This window comes from Planctomycetia bacterium (genome assembly GCA_015200345.1).
Taxonomy (GTDB): Bacteria; Planctomycetota; Phycisphaerae; order UBA1845; family UTPLA1; genus PLA3.
The window spans coordinates 2,641,136-2,657,843 of sequence record CP054187.1 but is presented as its reverse complement, the minus strand read 5'-3'; the positions used below and the strand labels follow the sequence as shown (position 1 = coordinate 2,657,843).

Genomic DNA, 16,708 nt, shown 5'->3' with positions numbered 1-16,708 from the left:
GACCCCTTGCTGACGAACGCGGGTCCCATTCCGACGCCAGACGGCGGCGGCTCGGATGGGTCACGCCGCAGGAATCGCGCTCTGCGGCGGGCCGGCCGCTCCGAACTCCGCGGCATCCTGGTACACAAAGAACGCCGACACCGGCCGCTGGGGTGACGATACCACCCGGCACCGCGCGTGCATCGACCTCGCCAAGTCCAGCAGCAGCGACTCCACCGTTGTCCACTGGTGCCCCACGATCTGCACTTCGTGAAAATCAAACATGATCATCCGCGGTTGCTGCGATTCGCACGCGCGGCGCAGCAGCGCCAGAAAGCCCGCGAGTTCCTCCGGGCTAAGCCGATCGACCGTTGGTTTGATCCAGATGTACCCCGTCGCCGACGCCGACAATTGCCACCGCTTGAGCATGTACCGGGTTTCCGCCAGGGCAGACTCCATGTCACCGATTCCTTTTTCATCCAACAATGCAAGACTCCCCCACGTGGCGAGCGAGGCCCTCCGTCACTTCTACGGCAGACGGATATCCTCGGCAGGCTTGCGCGCGACACACGCAACAAGCGGCTGGGACGTCAACTCGTTCCGCGCGGCGCGCGACCGCCTGCCGCATCTACCCCTACACGCGACGTGCCAGACGCCGACCCGCCATCTCGTGCAAGATAACCGCCACAGGACGGCCCTTTTATGCTTTTCCCAAGGATGATCGGAACCGGACCTATAGCAATTCTGGGCGAAACTACCCCGCTCCGATTCCCCAGCGGGTACAGTTCCCCACGTCCGGTTCACCGCCTCTTCCCTCACGCCGCCGCCTCGGCTACATATCCAGACCCATGAATCATCCGCGCGCACTGCCATGGATCGTCGGCGTCGGAATCGTCGCCATCTCCACGGCCGCCATCTTTATCAAGTTGAGCCACGACGCGCAGCCCGTGATCATCGCCGCCACGCGCATGGTCCTCGCCACGCTCTGCCTGGTGCCGCCGGCCATCGCCGCGCACCGCCGCCGGGCGCTGACCCTGCCGCGCAAGCATGTTCGCGCCGTCATCTTCGCCGGACTGTTCCTCGGGCTGCACTTTTATTTTTGGGTGGCGTCACTCCGGCACACCAGCGTGCTCTCCTCGGTCGTGCTGGTCACCACCAACCCGATCTTCGTCGGAATCGCATCGTTTGTCTTTCTCAAAGAAAAGCTGCACCGCAATCTGATCATCGCCATCGTGATGGCCGTCGTGGGCGGCACACTCATCGGCCTCTCCGATGCAGCCGGATCAGCCGAAGTGAGCGCGCGGATTCCATCGGCCTCCGGCGCAACGCCCATCGACGCCGGCGTGGTCGAAGCCGATGGGACCAAGGCAGCCCCCATCGTCAAGCCCGGGCCGACCGAGAAGCCCGGCGCGCTGTATGGGAACTTCCTTTCGCTGGCGGGAGCCGTGATGGCGTCGTGCTACCTGCTCATCGGCCGTCGGGTGCGCGCCGAGGTGGAATTGCTGCCCTATGTGCTGCCGGTCTACGGCGTGGCGGCCTTGCTGCTGGCGGCGATTTCACTGGCGCAAGGGGCGACGGTGCTGGGCCTGAACCGCGCGACGTATGTCTATCTCATACTGCTGGCGCTCGTACCGCAGCTCATCGGCCACACGTCGCTGAATTACGCACTGCGCCATCTGCCGGCCACGCTCGTCGCGGTGTGCATCCTTGGCGAGCCGATCGGCGCGACGCTGTTTGCCTACTTTTTTCTCGGCGAAGCGATTCGCCTGATGCAAGGCATCGGCGGCGGGATCATCCTGCTGGGGATCTTCGTCGCGTCCCGCGTGCCGACCACCACGCCCGCGGCGGGGTCGCTCCGTCGCGGCGACTCACGCCCCAAGCCTCAAGCCTAAAACAGCGGATAGATGAACGGTGCCGCACCCGTTGCGCCCAGCGCGATCAGTACGCCCACGGCGACCATCGCCAGCAGAATCGGCAGCAGCCACCACTTCTTGTTGTGCTTAAGAAAATCGACAAACTCGGACGCCAGACCGGTCCGTCCGCCCTCGGCTTCCCGAGAAAAATCATTCTGATCATCGTGGTTTGACATGCCAGGCTCCGAGGTTGCGGCATCAGAACTGCTGGAAATAGCGTTTCACCGAAGACGGTGGCGTGCGAGGAATCCAGTAACTCGCCAGCGACGGATCGAACTTTCGGTTCATCGGATCGCGCCCGGTCAACTTGAAGATCAGCGCAATCGGCGTAATCACCAGAAAGAACATGGCCAGCACGACCACGTACGACACGACGAATCCGATCGGGAAGCTCACCACCGTCAGCAGGATGTACAGCCACTTCAGCGCCGGCGGCGCGACCAGCGCGAACACACCGCAATACCCCGCAAGACCCAGCAGCGTGTAAAGCACCGGCGGCGTGCCGGGAATCAATTTGAACATGCCGACCTGGTAATGAACAAGGCCGGCGAATGCCGAAAACGCGACCACGCCGATCAACCCGAAGTTGCGGAGGACGCGGTTCGATGGCTTCCAGTCGATTTGAATCATGATGACTTCGTCTCGGGGGTGTCCTCAAATCCGGAGGCGCCGGTTGACAGCCGGTGAGCCGTGCGGCGCCGGACACACGCTTAGTCCAGTTGAAACTGCGCCAGGTACTCCTGAATCTCCGCCTCGGTCATCTGCTTCTGCTCATGCTTGTACATGATGAAGTTCTCCACCACGAGCACGTCCATGTTGCAGACCATGAAACACCGGTACGCATCCGTGGGTGAGCAGACAATCGGCTCGCTGCGAACGTTGAAACTCGTATTGATGATCACCGGGCAGCCGGTCTTCTCCTTGAACCGAGACATCACGCGGTACATCCGCGGGTGACGAACCGGATCCACCGTCTGCACGCGCGCCGAATAATCCACGTGAGTTATCGCCGGCACCACCGAACGCAACTGCTTCAGCTTATCGATGCCGAACAGCTTGTCCGACTCGCCGTTCAACGGTATCCGTTTCTCCTCGCGAACCGGCGCGACCAGCAGCATGTACGGGCTGTCCTCGTTCGGCCGCATCTGGAAATACTCGTGCACGTGCTCGCGCAATACGCACGGGGCGAACGGCCGGAAACTCTCGCGGAACTTGATCTTCAGATTCATCACCGACTGCATCGCCGGCGAACGCGCGTCGCCGATGATCGAACGGCAACCCAGCGCCCGGGGGCCGAACTCCATGCGACCGGCCATGTGACCGACAACCTTTTCGTTCGTCATGGCCTCGACAATGCGGTCGATCACGTCTTCCTCGCGCTCGAAGTAGTGATACTTCGCGCCGGCTTCGTCCAGCATGCGGCGGATCTGCTCCGTCGTGTAAGCCGGACCGAGCAGCGAACCGCGCTGCGAGTCCAGATCGGGCTGCACCTGACGCGGCTTGTTCAGCAACTGGTGCCAGACAAACAGCGCCGCGCCCAGCGCCCCGCCGGCGTCGCCGGCCGCAGGCTGAATCCAGATCCGCTCGAACGGCCCCTCGCGAAGGATGCGACCGTTGCCGACGCAGTTCAGCGCGACGCCGCCGGCCAGCACGAGATTCTTCATGCCGCCGCTCTCTTTGTGTACGTGGCGCGCGGCGCGGAGCATGATTTCCTCGGTCACCCATTGAATCGACGCGGCGATGTCCATTTCGCGCTGGGTGAGCTTCGACTCCGGCCCGCGCGGCGGTCCGCCGAACAAGTCATGAAACGCCGGGCTGGTCATCGTCAGCCCCTGGCAGTAGTTGAAGTACTTCATGTCCATCCGGATCGACCCGTCGGGCTTCAGATCGACCAGATTCTTCAGGATGAGATCAACGAACTTCGGCTCGCCGTAGGGCGCCAGGCCCATCAGCTTGTACTCGCCCGAGTTGACCTTGAACCCGCAGTAGTAGGTAAACGCCGAATACAGCAAACCCACCGAATGCGGAAAATGCATCTCGTGTGAAATGTGAATCCTGTTGCCCCGGCCGTAGCCGTAGCTGGCCGTCGCCCACTCGCCAACGCCGTCCAGCGTCAGGATGGCCGCCTCCTCGAAGGGCGAGGGGAAGAAGGCACTGGCCGCGTGCGACTCGTGGTGCTCGGTGAAGATATAGCGACCTTTATATTTATTCTTCAGGCCGTGATCCATTTCCCGCGGAAGGTGCAGCTTCTGCTTCATCCACAACGGCATGGCCTGCATGAAACTCTTCAACCCGGCCGGTGCATAAGACAGGTACGTCTCCAGCAGCCGCTCGAACTTCAGCAGCGGCTTGTCATAGAACACGACGTGATCGAGCTGCTCCGGCGTGATGCCGCCTTCGGCGAGACAGTAATCAATCGCCTTGTTCGGAAATCGGTAGTCGTGCTTCTTTCGCGTGAAGCGCTCCTCCTGGGCCGCGGCGATGATCTCGCCGTCGCGAACGAGGCAGGCCGCGCTGTCGTGATAAAAGGCGGATATTCCAAGGATGTTCATAATCGGCTCAACGTTCGCTTGACGCTTTGCTCTTTCCCGATTGCCACGCGTTTCGAGACACACCCATTCAGTCGCGCATGGTCTCGCCGGCGGCAAGGCTGTTGACACCGGAATCAAAGACCTGTGATTATCGCATTCCAGGTCTGAACAGGCAACTCGCCGCCGTCCGATCCGGCCCTTTGAGTTGTTGCGCCTTCACGGAAAAGCCCCATCTAATCCACGCGATCCAACTTGGCCTGTCGAAAGCACTTAAACCAAGTCTGCTGTGCTTCCATCGGCTGACGGCGTCGGCGTTTTCACAAGATTGACCAAGGATTCATCGAATGCGAAATGACCGATAATACCAACCCGAACCAGTTGATACGCCTACACGGAAGCAGGTTTTGACGCTGCGCAACACCGCGTGCAAGGAAGGTGGAAAGGCCCAGCCTCTTGGCATGTCCAAGAGTCCGGTTCGCCAGCGATACCCAATCGCGGCAAGGGGGCCTCGCGATCACTTCCCGCAATAGTCGATGATTCGGGCGATTTCGCTGCGAAGGTCCGACCGCGGGACAATTCGATCGATGTAGCCGTGCTCCAGCATGAACTCCGACGTCTGGAATCCTTCCGGAAGATCCACCTTCACCGTGTTCCAGATGACGCGCGGGCCGGCAAAGCCGATCATCGCCTTGGGTTCCGCCAGAATCACATCCCCCAGAAATGCAAAGCTCGCCGCCACGCCGGCCGTCGTCGGGTCGGTCATCACCGTGATGTAAAGCCCCTTGTGATCATCGTGCCGTGCGACGGCCGCCGACGTCTTGGCCATCTGCATGAGGCTGACCAGGCCCTCCTGCATGCGGGCGCCGCCGGAGCAGGTCACGATGACGGCGGGTAACTCCTCGTCGGTGGCGCGCTCGATCGCCGCAGTGACCTTCTCGCCGACGACCGTGCCCATCGAACCCATTACGAAAAAAGGATCCATCACCGCGAGGATGACGGGGCGACCCTTGATGTAGGCCCGGCCGGTGAGAACCGCTTCCGTCAAGCCGGTTTTCTTTTGGGCGGCGGAAAGGCGATCTTTGTATCCGGCGGAGTCCTTGAAATTCAACGGATCACTCGAAACCAGACCCGCGTTGAACTCTTCAAAGCTGTCGGGGTCGGTCAACTGTGTGACGCGCGTTCGCGCATCGACACGGTAATGATGCTGGCACTCGGGGCAGACAAGCAGGTTCTCCTCCAGAATCTTCCGGAAGATCATCTTGCTGCAACCCTGGCAGCGCAGCCACAATCCCTCGGGTACTTCTACTTTGGCCATGGTTTTCGTAGTCATCGCGGTGACAAGGCGGCGGCAACTGGGGTCGGTGTTGATCCGAGCGGCCCCGCGCCTCTTGTTCAAAACAATTATGGTATCACTGGCGCAAGTAAAAATGAAACAGGACCTGAACGTGACTCACGCGCAGGTCCTGCTACTGCTAGCAGAAGCAGACTTTTTTAGCACTCGCATGGAGCGCTGGATGCCTGGGTCATGACGGGCCATGTGGTCCGACCCGATGGCCGCCTTCCTGCCACGTTGAAAACAAAGTTCAAAGGGAGGCGGCTTTTTGCGATTCCTGCCCGAGTCCACTCTGACGATCTCGAGACCGTCTGCCCTCTCGGACGGAAACCTGCTAGTTGGCCTCATCGGCCCACTGCGTACTTTGCCAAGGTCGGCTTAGTTGCCGAACCAGAGCAGCGCCCAGCTAAGCGGCGTCAGGATCAAGTCCAGCAGCGGGTTCAGGTCGATAAGACCGATCAAAGCACCAATCACAAAATCCCAAACCATGTGTATCCTTCCTTTTCAAAAAAAGGAACTTAGTTGGACGCGCCACACGGCGCGTCGCAATTCAACTCGAACTAGTTGCCAAACCACAGCAACGCCCAGCTAAGCGGCGTCAGGACGAAGTCCAGCAGCGGATTCAGGTCGATCAAGCCGATCAACGCACCGAGCAAAACGTCCCACCACATCAGACACCTCAATTCTTCAAATGAGTTCCCGCTTAGACTCTTCACACTCCGATGGCCCAGAGCACGGCTGTTCAGCGGGAACGCCTGAACAGTTGCTAGGTGCCTCGGCCTTGCCGCGCCGTAAGGGCGAGACCTTTCAGGCTTTATCGCCTGACAACGAGGGCGAAGTTTAGCTATACTGGGAATGCGGTGTCAACACCTTAATCGGCCCGTCAAAAGGGTTTTTTTACTTCACGCTTCCCGATTCCTGGGAAACTGAATTGGATACCGCTTAAGCCCCTCCCTGCGTAGTTCGTAAGTATCTGAAATTAAAAGAGTTAATAATAAACCGCTCCGGGCCGCCAAGCCGTAATCCAGAGCATTATTTGAATGCTGTGCAGCATAGTTTCGCCCCATAATAGCGCGACCATTCAGCCTTCCAAATCGAAACTCTCGGTACCGCCCGGCGGGCTTGAAGATCACTTCAACTTGAACCTCGCCACGACCGGATTATGGTCTGAACCCCCCTCCTGTTTGCTGCTCTGGATCACCTGGTACGTCTTCGCCTCGTAACGCTTCGCCATCGCCGGCGACGCAAAGATGAAATCAATCATGCTCCTGTATGGCGCCTGGTTGAAACTCACCGTTGATTTCGGGACATCGTGCAAAAAGTCACGAAGTGCTGATTCGCCCTCGCCGCGAATCAACTTCAGCGACGGACTGTCAAACGTGTCGTTGAAGTCCCCGCAGATCACAAACAACGCTTCGGGATCTGTTGCAAGCACCTCGTCCATGATCTTCCTCGCCGCCTTTGCCTCGGCCGTGCGGATTCGGCCTGAACTTTCCTCGCCGCCGCGCTTGCTCTTGAGATGCACGACAAATACATCGAAGGCCGGGGCCTCCGGCGGCAGGATGCGCACGCGGAGCAAGTCTCGTTGAAAACGCGTCTGGCCGCCCGAGCCGTCGCTGAAATCGACAAACCGATAAGACGTGACCGGACCCACCGGGAGACGCGAAACCACGGAACATTCAATTCCGCGCCGGTCGTTGCTGGCAAAACTGACGACGTTCTTGTAGCCCATGTCCGCCAAATGCGTATCGACGAATTGCTTGAGAACGCCCTCGTTCTCGACCTCCTCCAGCGCCAGCACATCGGCATCGATCCTGCGAATCATCGCGGCCACTTTCTTCTGCTCGGACTCGGGCTTGGGATCGGTCCCCTCGTCGAGGTGATAGGGGTCATCGTGCGCATCGAAGAGATTAAGAATGTTGAACGTCGCGAGGGTGACCGTGCCGCTGAATTCGCGCGGGGCGGACACCGCAGGCCGCTCGGGCACGGGCGCATCGTCGGGCACGATCATCACCTGGTCGGGTTTGATGATCTCGATCTGCGGCTTGTCGCGATACTCGCTGATGATGCCAAGGATTCGGACCGTCTTGCCCTCGAACATCTTCTCGGCGGGTGTCTTGAAGTTCTTGTAATTGCGCTGGTGGACGACGGCCGTGAACGTCCGCGCGGTGTCGAAGTTCAGGAACGTGATGTTCCCCATGTTGCGGGCCTGCACGATGCGACCCTGCACGACGATTTCTTCGTCCACATGGTTTTTCGCGTCCTGCCATTTCACCAGGGGCTTGCCGGCCCATGCGGGCGGCGCGCTAGGTTGCGACGCGGCGATCGGCTCGGCGGGTTTGTCCGTCTCCTGCGCGCGGAGCGGCAGGGCGAGCGAGAAAAAAAGACAGAACGTAAGATATCGCAGGCGTGTCATGAATAGACCCCTCCCGGGCAACGGCCGGGAACGTGCCGTGCCGTTTGTTCGCTTCAGGGTGGAGATGGTAAGCGGAATGGGCGTAGTGCGAAATCGCGGCAAGCGATCCACCCCGGAGCGCGCACGAACGTGGCCGCAGACGCGGCGAGCGAAGATGAAACGCGCGGTCTGGGACGCACCCGCCCGCCCAAGGATGCGGCGACACAGAGTCATCCATCACGATGCAGGTTGACCGCGCGGATCAGCGCGGCGTCTCGTCCGGGGTGCGCTGCTCGACAGCGGCGCCGCGGGCGACCCGCGGCGCGGCAGCCGGCGCGAGGACCCACGGCTGCTTGCTCATGAGCTTGAGGCGCATCATGTTGACGGCCGCGACCAGCTGCGGATCGGTGTCGGGATCGGGGTCTTTGGGCAGCTCTTCATCGGGCTGGCTGGCGGCACGGCGTTCGAGAATTTCCCTGGGGACTTCGGCCTGATCGCGGCCTTTGAGCACGTCGCGCTCGCGGCGGAGGCGCAGCACCTTGGACAGTTCCATGGGAATCATTTTGATTGTCACGTGCGGCTCGACGCCCCAGGTCTCGGACTCCTTCTTGCGATGGAGGCAGTACCACGGGTCGCCCGGGCGGTTCTTGTCGTACACGTAATAATAGGCTGTTGTCAATTTCAAATAGGCCTGGTTGTCCATGATCGGGATCAGGTTCTGCACGCTGCCCTTGCCGAAGGTGCGCACGCCGAGGATGCACGCCTCCTGCAATCCGGCCAGCGCTCCGGCCACGATCTCGCTGGCACTGGCGCTGTATTCGTTCACCATCACGATCAGCGGGCGGTTGAACCGCGAATCGGCTCGCGCGAGGATCTCCATGTTCTGCTGGCGGTTGCGGCCCTTGGTCTGCACAAGCGGATCGCGTTCCTTCACGAACAATTCGCACATCTTGACCGCCGCCGTGAGCAGGCCGCCGGGGTTGAAGCGCAGATCGAGAATCAGGCCGCGGCACCCTTCGTCCTCCATCTGATCGAGGGCGTGCTCGAGGTCTTCCACCGTCTTGTCCATGTAGCCGCTGACGCGGACGTACCCGATCTTGCTGTCGGGATCGACAAAGTAGTCCCAGCCGGTGGCCCGGGTCTCGTCGCGGACCATGCCGCGAACGGTGCGCAGCTTGATGTGCTGGCGGATGAGCGAGACGTCGCGCGATTTCTTGCTGACGGAGTCTTCAATCGTCAGAACGACCTTGGTGCCCGGCTCGCCGGTGATGAGGTTGACGGCCTGGTTGATGTTGATGTCGATCGTGCTCTTGCCGTCGACGTGCGTGATGAGATCGCCCGGCTTGATGTTGGCTTTGTAGGCGGGCGAATCCTCCAGCGGCGATTCCACGCGGACCGGCTTGCCCAGTTCCTGCGTGATCTGAATGCCGACGCCGACAAAATCCCCGCGCGTGTGCTTGTTGAAATCATCCACCTGCGACGGCCAGATGACCGACGTGAACTCGTCCAGCGGCTCCAACATGCCGGAGACAAACTCATCCACCAGCACGGCCTCGGGCAGGCGCAGGCTGTCGTTGTTGGCATCGAGCACGGTGTTGAACACGCTGCGCACCTGCCGCGCGTTGAACGACGCCTTCGCCTTGACGCGATGCTTGATGAGGCCGTTCAGCCGCGAGACGAAATGATCGACCAGGTCCTTGTCGCCCAGCGTCGGAAAGGTCGATGCGATGGATTCCGCCTGCGCGAGAATGATCAGGTGTTCCAGTCCGTTCAGGCAGAGCTTCTTGAAATCCGGCTCTTCGACGTAGTCTTCGTCCATCCGGTCGAGAATCTGGGCGATGCTGCCGGCCGTGACGCCGCGCAGGTCATTCCGCCACGTCGACTTGGGACCGTAGACAATATCGAGATGGGCGCGCTTGCTGGTGTAATCGAAGCCGTCTTCGTAGTCTTTGTTCTTCGGAAAGATGCCCTGCAACATGCTGTAGAGGGCGGCGGCATCGCGCCATTCGCGCTTCTCCTTGTGCCGCTCGATCTCAACCAGGACATTGCTGACGATCTCCTTCAGCCACGTCTCTTTGCGGAATTCCTCCTCGCTGGCGGCGTTGGCCATCGCGGCCTGCGCATAGGCCAGCGATTTGCTCCACTTGTAGCCCTTGTCGTCCAATTTGTCGGTATCGGGCGCCGCGCCGAGATCGGCTTCGTCCATCTCGCCGGCGTCAGGAGCGACGGCCGTCGCGTCGTCATCCTTGCCCTCGTCGTTCGCGGTGGGCTTGGCGTCTTCGTCTTTCTTATCGCCGTCGGCCTGTTTCGCCGCGTCGGCCTTGGCCTTCTTATCCGCGCGCTCCTTCTTCAGCGTTTCTTCGCGCTGGGCCGGCGTCATCGCCTGCCACTCGCGCGCTTCCTTCGCCGCCTTCAATGCCTGATCGACGTAGTACTGATAAACCTCGGTGCGTAGCTTCTCGCGATTGGCCTCGAGCCGCTCGGCCTCCTTGAGCCAGCCGAGCACGGAACTGATCTGCGCGTGACCCGGTTCGATCGACTGGACCTGCTCCAGGGTGCGCACCGCGCTCTTGAAGTCACCCGAGAGCACCTGGTCGCTGCCCTTGCGCCACAGCTCGCGCGCCGAGGCCGATGCCAGCGCGGGTTCGGTGATATCCGTCGGGCCGGCCCAAAGCGGTGTCGTCCGGAAGGCTGACGCGACAAACAGAGCGAGAACCGCCAGGCGAAGCGTTGCGCGACGAGTCATGCGTGAGAATCCTCCAAGCCGGCTGCCGCGCGAGCAGCGCGACTCGGCTATCCCCGGGTTGGTTTCAGCAGGTGGGTAAACGCCTCCACAAGGAGGACGACCACCGGCGCAGGGCCATCTCCGGCCAAGGTCCGCGGGGCTGGCTTCGCCGGCGGGAACACGCGGATAGGCCGGAATCATGGCTCTATCGTATTGCGGTTCCTGATCAATTATATGTTTCATCGTTCGCAAGGTTCAATGTTCTCGGTCCGAGCGCGGCGCACGGGGCACTTACCGTAAACATCGGATATTCGGGGAACCGTGCATGGGGCCGGAAACGGGCCGAGCGAGGCGGGGCGCCTGATTCAATGGGGCCGGGACACGGCAGCGGCCCGGGCGGCATCGAGTGAATCGTACACCTTGAAGAGCGCCGTCAACCGGGTCAGTTGGAGCAATTCGTGAATCGCCGGACGCGGGCCGACCAGCCACATCTCGCCTTCCTGCCGACGGCAGCGCAGGAATCCGGCCACGATGCTGCCCAGCCCGTTGGATGTGATGAAGTCCAGCCCGGCCATGTCGATCAGCACGAGCGGGCGCGGGCGCGAGGCGGCCTTGATCAGCTCATCGGCGAGGCGCTGCGACTCCATCATGGTGCACGAACCTGCCAGGTGCACGATGGTCATGTCCGGAAGAGATTCCACCGACGCGGCGAAGGGCGTGGTCGAGGCGGGAGATTGTTTTTCCGAGGGCGAAACCATGTCCGGCTCACTTGTTCAACTTCACGAGGCGTACGTAGTTGCCGACGGGGCCGTACTCGACGACATCGAGGTAAGCTTTCATGAGCATGATGCCGCGGCCGTGCGGGCGGTCGATGTACTCGGGCTGGGTCGGATCAGGCACGGCATCGGGCACGAAGCCTTCGCCCTCGTCGTGGATTTCAATTTCGACGCGTTCGGGCGTGACCTCGTAGCGCAGCCTGATGCACTTGCAGGGATCGCACTTGTTGCCGTGGCGAAACGCGTTCGTGAGGGCCTCTTCCAGGGCGAGCTTGATGGCGAACGAAGCGTTGGCTCCGTAGCCGCAGGCGGCGGCGGCTTTGAGGATTTCTTCCTCCGGTCCTTTGGCCGCCGCGAGGTCGTTTGGAAGGATGATCTCTTTCAAGGCCATCAACCCGTTCTTGGAATTTGCTTGGGTCGGTACGCCGCGAGGCGCCTGACCGCCACGCGAGGCTATCAGAAGCTGGCGATGGCTTTGTCGCCGGTCGGATGAATGTCAAAAATCTTGTTCAGCCGGGTGATCTTGAACACTTCGAAGATCTGTGGGTTGATGTCGCTCAACTTGAGCTGGCCCTTGGCCTCCTCGACCTTGCGCTTCAAGGTAATCAGCATGCCGAGAGCGGCGCTGGAAAGATGATCGACGTTCTTAAAGGAAAGCAGCAGGTTGCGGGACGTCCTCGAGTCCACCAGGCTGGCCAGCTCTTCCTGTATTTCGTGGATGCACAACTCGTCGAGAATCTTGCGATCGGCGAACTCGACGATCGACACGCCCCCCTGATGCTTGACTTTGAGCCGTGTAGTAGGTTCGGCCATGGATCCTCGCTCCCGGATGCGTCGGCGTCGCTAACTCCCGACGTGCCTTGATTCTAGCCCGCGGCCCGGCCCCCGCCAAGCCCGCCCCCCACTGCGTTACCAGTACCCGGCGACGTTTGGTTACAATGATCGCAAGGGCCAAGGCGATCGTTCGTGGCGAGCGCGAAGGAACGGCGGGCCGGCCACTTGAACCGGGCGGCCTGTGCAGAGGGAAACAAAGCATGGCGAAATCGATCCACTGCTCTCGGCACTTGGCCCGCGCCGCTCAAACGACCGCGCTGGCGCTCCTCACGGGACTTGGGATCACGTCGGCCGCCGTCGCCCAGGACACGCGCGAGCCGGACGGCGCGCTCCTGCCGGATTACGCCCGGCGGCTCGAGCTGCCGGCGGGGCTGCGCGCCGCGCCGGTTGATAATCTACAACTGTCAAATAACGGCCTGCCGCACATTCTCCTCACCGGCTATTGGCCCCCGACCAACGAAATGGTCCGACCGTTCAGCCAAAGCGCCGTCCAGAACCCCGGCGGCTGGGTCGGCGAGAACTGGGAAAACCGCGGTTACAACATCTACTCGTTCTTCCCCGAGTTCCCCAACGGCCTGAACAAGGGCGAAGGCGACTTCGAAGTTGATTATCAGGACACCTCGGCCGACTGGTGGCCGCTGCTGACGGCGATGAAACCGATCGCCCTGATCACGTTCAGCCGCGCGGCCAACAATCGCGACTGGGAGCTGGAAGGCGGCAACCGCACCTACGCGACCAACAGCTGGACGCCCGATTACCTCGCTCCGACGCGCCCCGGACCCGGTCTGCCGATCATCGACCTCGAGCCGCCGTTGACCGAACGGTTCTCTACGCTGCCCAAGCAGGCGATCATCAACGCCGTGCTGGCCGACCCGGCCCTGGACGCACTCAACCCCTACGCTTCCGTCATCGACAACGGCACCTTCTTGTCTAATTACATCGGCTACCACGGCAACTGGTGGCACGATCTGCACAGCAACCCGTCCGACCCGGCCTACAACGTCGCCGGCGGGCATATCCACGTCGGCTATGCCATGACGCTGGCCGAGGCCGTCCGCGCGACCGAAGTGACGCTGCGAGCTTACACGCCGTACGTTGACTCGGTCATTCTCAACCCGCGTGGCGACATGAACTGTGACGGAACCGTCAACGGCGCCGACATCGCCCCGTTTGTCCTCACGCTCGTCGACCGGCCTGCCTACACCGCCGCGTTCCCGTCGTGCTTCCTGCGCCGCGCCGACGTGAACCTCGACGCGGCCGTGTCGCTCGCAGACGTCGAGCCGTTCGTGCAGTTGCTGCTCGACGAATAAACGGCGCGGCGATCCGCATCAAAACACGGTTTCGGCGGACTTTTCGCGCTCCCTCCGGCGGCACAACGGGACGGGCAACCCGCACCTGTCCGATATTGGCTATAGGCGCATTGGGCGGCTGGGTGCGGTCATGGCCTTGGCTCCTCGTGTCTTTTCGACCGTATAATCTGATGGAACCGGTCGCTGCTGAAGTGAGCCGTCGGACCGGCCGTTAACCCGATAGGGAGCGACGCCCGCGTGAAGATCGATAAGGACCATCAGCGATTCCGCCAGATCGTCAAGGGACGCATCCGCGACGACTTGCGCAAGTTCCTCACGCGCGGCGAGCTGATCGGCAAAGAGGGCAAAAACATCATCACGATCCCCGTGCGCGGGATCGACCTGCCGCACTTTCGCTACGGAGACAACAACGACGGCGGCGTGGGCATCGGCGATGGCCAGGTGGGCGACGGCGTCGACGGCGACGGCGAGGCCGGACCGGGCGGCACCAACCCGGGCAACCACCTGATGGAGGTCGAAGTCAGCCTTGATGAGCTGGCCGACATCCTCGGCGAGGAACTTCGCCTGCCGCGGATCAAGCCCAAGGGCAACCACCAGATCACGTCGGAAAAGGATCGTTACAGCGGGATTCGATCAACCGGACCGGAATCGCTGCGGCATTTCAAGCGGACGTTTCGCGCGGCCCTGCGCCGGCAGATCATCGCCGGCACGTACGATCCGAACAACCCCGTCATCGTGCCGATCCGCCAGGACCGCCGCTACCGAAGCTGGAAGACGGTGCTCAAGCCGCAGTCCAACGCGGTGATTATCTACATGATGGACGTGTCCGGTTCGATGGGCGACGAGCAGAAAGAGCTGGTGCGCCTGGAGGCGTTCTGGATTGACGCCTGGCTGCGGCGGAACTACGAAGGCATCGAGAGCCGGTACATCGTGCACGACGTGCGGGCGGCCGAGGTGAACCGGCAGACCTTCTTCCACATTCGCGAGGACGGCGGCACGAAAATCTCCAGCGCGTTCAAGCTGGCGCGGTCGATTCTCGATACGCATTACTCCCCCGAGGAGTGGAACGTTTACATCTTCCACTTCTCCGACGGCGACAACTCCAGCGAGAGCGATTCGCGCGAGTGCTGCCGGATGCTGCGCGATCACATGCTTCCGCGGATCAACCTGTTCGGCTACTGTCAGGTGGCGAGCGCCTACGGCAGCGGCAACTTCATCAACGTCATCCACGAACACCTTGAAGAGCAAGAGAACGTCATCACCAGCCGCGTGAACGCCAAGGACGACATTTACGATTCGCTCAAGACCTTCTTCACGCCGGGCAAGTAACGCCGTCACGGAGTCGACCGCCCATGAGCCTGCACCGCATCCGACCCGATCTGGCTCGCTACGCCCAGGAGATCGCCGAGATCGCACGCAAGGCCGGTCTGGATTTCTTCGAGACGCGCTTCGAGCTGGTCGACTTCGACACGATGCAGCAGATCGCGGCCTACGGCGGCTTCCCCCAGCGCTATCCGCACTGGCGCTTCGGCATGGAGTACGAAAAACTCCGCAAGCAGCACGTCTATGGGCTGGGCAAGATCTATGAGATGGTCATCAACAATGACCCGTGCTACGCCTATCTCGTCGAGGACAACAGCGTCACCGATCAGAAGCTGGTCATGGCGCACGTCTATGCCCACTGCGATTTCTTCAAGCACAATTACTGGTTCAGCAAGACCAATCGCAAGATGATGGACGAGATGGCCAACCACGCGACGCGCGTGCGGCGGCACATCGACCGCCAGGGCTTTGAGGACGTCGAGCGGTTCATCGACACCTGCTATCCCCTGGACAACCTGATTGATCCGCACTCGGCCTTCATGCAGCGCGAGGCAAAGAAGGAAGAACCATCGTCGCAGACGATGTCCAAAGAGCGCGAGGTCGAGAAAGACATCGTACGCTTCAAGGCCAAGCCCTACCTCGAATCGTGGATCAACCCGCCGCAGCGCGCCGAGAAGCAGCGGCAGGAGCTGATGTCGCAAAAAAAGAAGGAAAAGAACGTGCTGCCGCGCCAGCCGCTGCGCGACGTGCTGGGCTTCCTCATCGAGCACGCCCCGCTGGAAGACTGGGAGGCCGATATCCTCGCAATCATCCGCGAGGAAGCGTATTACTACGCGCCGCAGGGTCAGACGAAGATCATGAACGAAGGCTGGGCGACGTTCTGGCACAGCCGGCTGATGACGCGGCACATTTTGACGGATGACGAAATCATCACCTACGCCGATCACCACAGCGGCACGGTGGCGATGGGGCCAGGGCAGATCAACCCGTACAAGATCGGCGTGGAGCTGTTCCGCGACATCGAGGATCGCTGGAACAAGGGGCGCTTCGGCAAGGAATACGACGAGTGCAGGGACATGGAGGCCAAGCGCCGCTGGGACCGCAAGCTGGGCCTGGGGATGGAGAAGGTCTTCGAGGTGCGACGGATTCACAACGACGTGACCTTCATCGACGAGTTTCTCACGCCGGAGTTCGTCGATCGCTTCAAGATGTATCACTATCGCTTCGACCCCTCGACCCGCCGCATGGTCGTCGTCAATCGCGACTTCGCCAAGATCAAGGCCCAGCTCCTGTTCATGCTGACCAACCACGCCCAGCCGTACATCTACGTGGTGGACGGCAACTACGCCAACCGCGGCGAGCTGTACCTGGCCCACAAACATACGGGCGTCGATCTGGACATCAAGTATGCCGTCGAGACGCTCAAGAACGTGCAGCGCATCTGGCGCCGGCCGACCCATCTCCAGGCGATGATCAACGACGAGATGGTGCTGTTCAGCTTCGACGGCGAGCAGAGCCAGCAGCAGAAGATCCACGCCGACATGCCGGCCCCGGCGCACAGCGTTTAACGCCCATTTCGCTTACCATGT

Annotated in this window: 14 protein-coding genes; 4 read left to right on the top strand and 10 right to left on the bottom strand. The window is 61.4% G+C overall.

Features of this window, described 5'->3' with window-relative positions; all coding sequences use genetic code 11:
* Positions 1–60: 60 nt before the first annotated feature.
* Complete coding sequence (locus HRU71_10850; GenBank protein ID QOJ03948.1) at positions 61–438, bottom strand: hypothetical protein; 378 nt, start codon at positions 436–438, stop codon at positions 61–63.
* A 389-nt stretch (positions 439–827) separates the two neighbouring features.
* On the opposite strand from HRU71_10850, the gene HRU71_10845 reads away from it, so the two are divergent.
* Positions 828–1,871: a DMT family transporter gene (locus HRU71_10845; protein QOJ03947.1), complete on the top strand. Its 1,044-nt coding sequence runs from the start codon at positions 828–830 to the stop codon at positions 1,869–1,871.
* Here the strand turns inward: HRU71_10845 and HRU71_10840 are convergent.
* The 9 genes from HRU71_10840 to HRU71_10800 all read right to left on the bottom strand — a co-directional run bounded on the left by HRU71_10840 (position 1,868) and on the right by HRU71_10800 (position 12,465).
* Positions 1,868–2,068 carry a hypothetical protein gene (locus HRU71_10840; protein ID QOJ01968.1) on the bottom strand — a complete coding sequence of 67 codons (201 nt, stop codon included), beginning with the start codon at positions 2,066–2,068 and terminating at the stop codon, positions 1,868–1,870. The genes HRU71_10845 and HRU71_10840 overlap by 4 nt on opposite strands.
* 22 nt (positions 2,069–2,090) lie before the next feature.
* Positions 2,091–2,522, bottom strand: a complete 432-nt coding sequence (locus HRU71_10835) for a hypothetical protein (GenBank protein QOJ03946.1) — start codon at positions 2,520–2,522, stop codon at positions 2,091–2,093.
* Between the two features lie 80 nt (positions 2,523–2,602).
* Complete coding sequence (locus tag HRU71_10830; protein ID QOJ03945.1) at positions 2,603–4,444, bottom strand: carbamoyltransferase; 1,842 nt, start codon at positions 4,442–4,444, stop codon at positions 2,603–2,605.
* 493 nt (positions 4,445–4,937) lie between these two features.
* The gene (locus HRU71_10825) at positions 4,938–5,753 is read right to left on the bottom strand and encodes an acetyl-CoA carboxylase carboxyltransferase subunit beta (protein QOJ03944.1); all 816 of its coding nucleotides are present in this window, start codon (positions 5,751–5,753) and stop codon (positions 4,938–4,940) included.
* A 1,132-nt stretch (positions 5,754–6,885) separates the two neighbouring features.
* Positions 6,886–8,172, bottom strand: a complete 1,287-nt coding sequence (locus HRU71_10820) for an endonuclease/exonuclease/phosphatase family protein (GenBank protein QOJ03943.1) — start codon at positions 8,170–8,172, stop codon at positions 6,886–6,888.
* Positions 8,173–8,413: 241 nt separating this feature from the next.
* Positions 8,414–10,897: a S41 family peptidase gene (locus HRU71_10815; GenBank protein ID QOJ03942.1), complete on the bottom strand. Its 2,484-nt coding sequence runs from the start codon at positions 10,895–10,897 to the stop codon at positions 8,414–8,416.
* Between the two features lie 344 nt (positions 10,898–11,241).
* Positions 11,242–11,559: an STAS domain-containing protein gene (locus HRU71_10810; protein QOJ03941.1), complete on the bottom strand. Its 318-nt coding sequence runs from the start codon at positions 11,557–11,559 to the stop codon at positions 11,242–11,244.
* Between the two features lie 82 nt (positions 11,560–11,641).
* The gene (locus HRU71_10805) at positions 11,642–12,043 is read right to left on the bottom strand and encodes an ATP-binding protein (GenBank protein ID QOJ03940.1); all 402 of its coding nucleotides are present in this window, start codon (positions 12,041–12,043) and stop codon (positions 11,642–11,644) included.
* A 65-nt stretch (positions 12,044–12,108) separates the two neighbouring features.
* Positions 12,109–12,465 (bottom strand): STAS domain-containing protein, encoded by a 357-nt coding sequence (locus HRU71_10800; GenBank protein QOJ03939.1) that lies wholly within the window; start codon positions 12,463–12,465, stop codon positions 12,109–12,111.
* 221 nt (positions 12,466–12,686) lie between these two features.
* Between HRU71_10800 and HRU71_10795 the strand changes: the two genes are divergently transcribed.
* From HRU71_10795 to HRU71_10785, 3 genes are all read left to right on the top strand, one after another.
* The gene (locus tag HRU71_10795) at positions 12,687–13,796 is read left to right on the top strand and encodes a hypothetical protein (GenBank protein QOJ03938.1); all 1,110 of its coding nucleotides are present in this window, start codon (positions 12,687–12,689) and stop codon (positions 13,794–13,796) included.
* 237 nt (positions 13,797–14,033) lie between these two features.
* Entirely contained in the window at positions 14,034–15,125 is a 1,092-nt protein-coding gene (locus tag HRU71_10790; protein QOJ03937.1) for a DUF444 family protein, read from the top strand.
* 23 nt (positions 15,126–15,148) lie between these two features.
* Positions 15,149–16,687 (top strand): SpoVR family protein, encoded by a 1,539-nt coding sequence (locus HRU71_10785; GenBank protein ID QOJ03936.1) that lies wholly within the window; start codon positions 15,149–15,151, stop codon positions 16,685–16,687.
* Positions 16,688–16,708: the final 21 nt, after the last annotated feature.

Bases quoted from the DNA above. Each gene is read 5' to 3' on its own strand.
- HRU71_10850 (QOJ03948.1), bottom strand. From the start codon at position 438: ATGGAGTCTGCCCTGGCGGAAACCCGGTACATGCTCAAGCGGTGGCAA.
- HRU71_10845 (QOJ03947.1), top strand. From the start codon at position 828: ATGAATCATCCGCGCGCACTGCCATGGATCGTCGGCGTCGGAATCGTC.
- HRU71_10840 (QOJ01968.1), bottom strand. From the start codon at position 2,068: ATGTCAAACCACGATGATCAGAATGATTTTTCTCGGGAAGCCGAGGGC.
- HRU71_10835 (QOJ03946.1), bottom strand. From the start codon at position 2,522: ATGATTCAAATCGACTGGAAGCCATCGAACCGCGTCCTCCGCAACTTC.
- HRU71_10830 (QOJ03945.1), bottom strand. From the start codon at position 4,444: ATGAACATCCTTGGAATATCCGCCTTTTATCACGACAGCGCGGCCTGC.
- HRU71_10825 (QOJ03944.1), bottom strand. From the start codon at position 5,753: ATGACTACGAAAACCATGGCCAAAGTAGAAGTACCCGAGGGATTGTGG.
- HRU71_10820 (QOJ03943.1), bottom strand. From the start codon at position 8,172: ATGACACGCCTGCGATATCTTACGTTCTGTCTTTTTTTCTCGCTCGCC.
- HRU71_10815 (QOJ03942.1), bottom strand. From the start codon at position 10,897: ATGACTCGTCGCGCAACGCTTCGCCTGGCGGTTCTCGCTCTGTTTGTC.
- HRU71_10810 (QOJ03941.1), bottom strand. From the start codon at position 11,559: ATGACCATCGTGCACCTGGCAGGTTCGTGCACCATGATGGAGTCGCAG.
- HRU71_10805 (QOJ03940.1), bottom strand. From the start codon at position 12,043: ATGGCCTTGAAAGAGATCATCCTTCCAAACGACCTCGCGGCGGCCAAA.
- HRU71_10800 (QOJ03939.1), bottom strand. From the start codon at position 12,465: ATGGCCGAACCTACTACACGGCTCAAAGTCAAGCATCAGGGGGGCGTG.
- HRU71_10795 (QOJ03938.1), top strand. From the start codon at position 12,687: ATGGCGAAATCGATCCACTGCTCTCGGCACTTGGCCCGCGCCGCTCAA.
- HRU71_10785 (QOJ03936.1), top strand. From the start codon at position 15,149: ATGAGCCTGCACCGCATCCGACCCGATCTGGCTCGCTACGCCCAGGAG.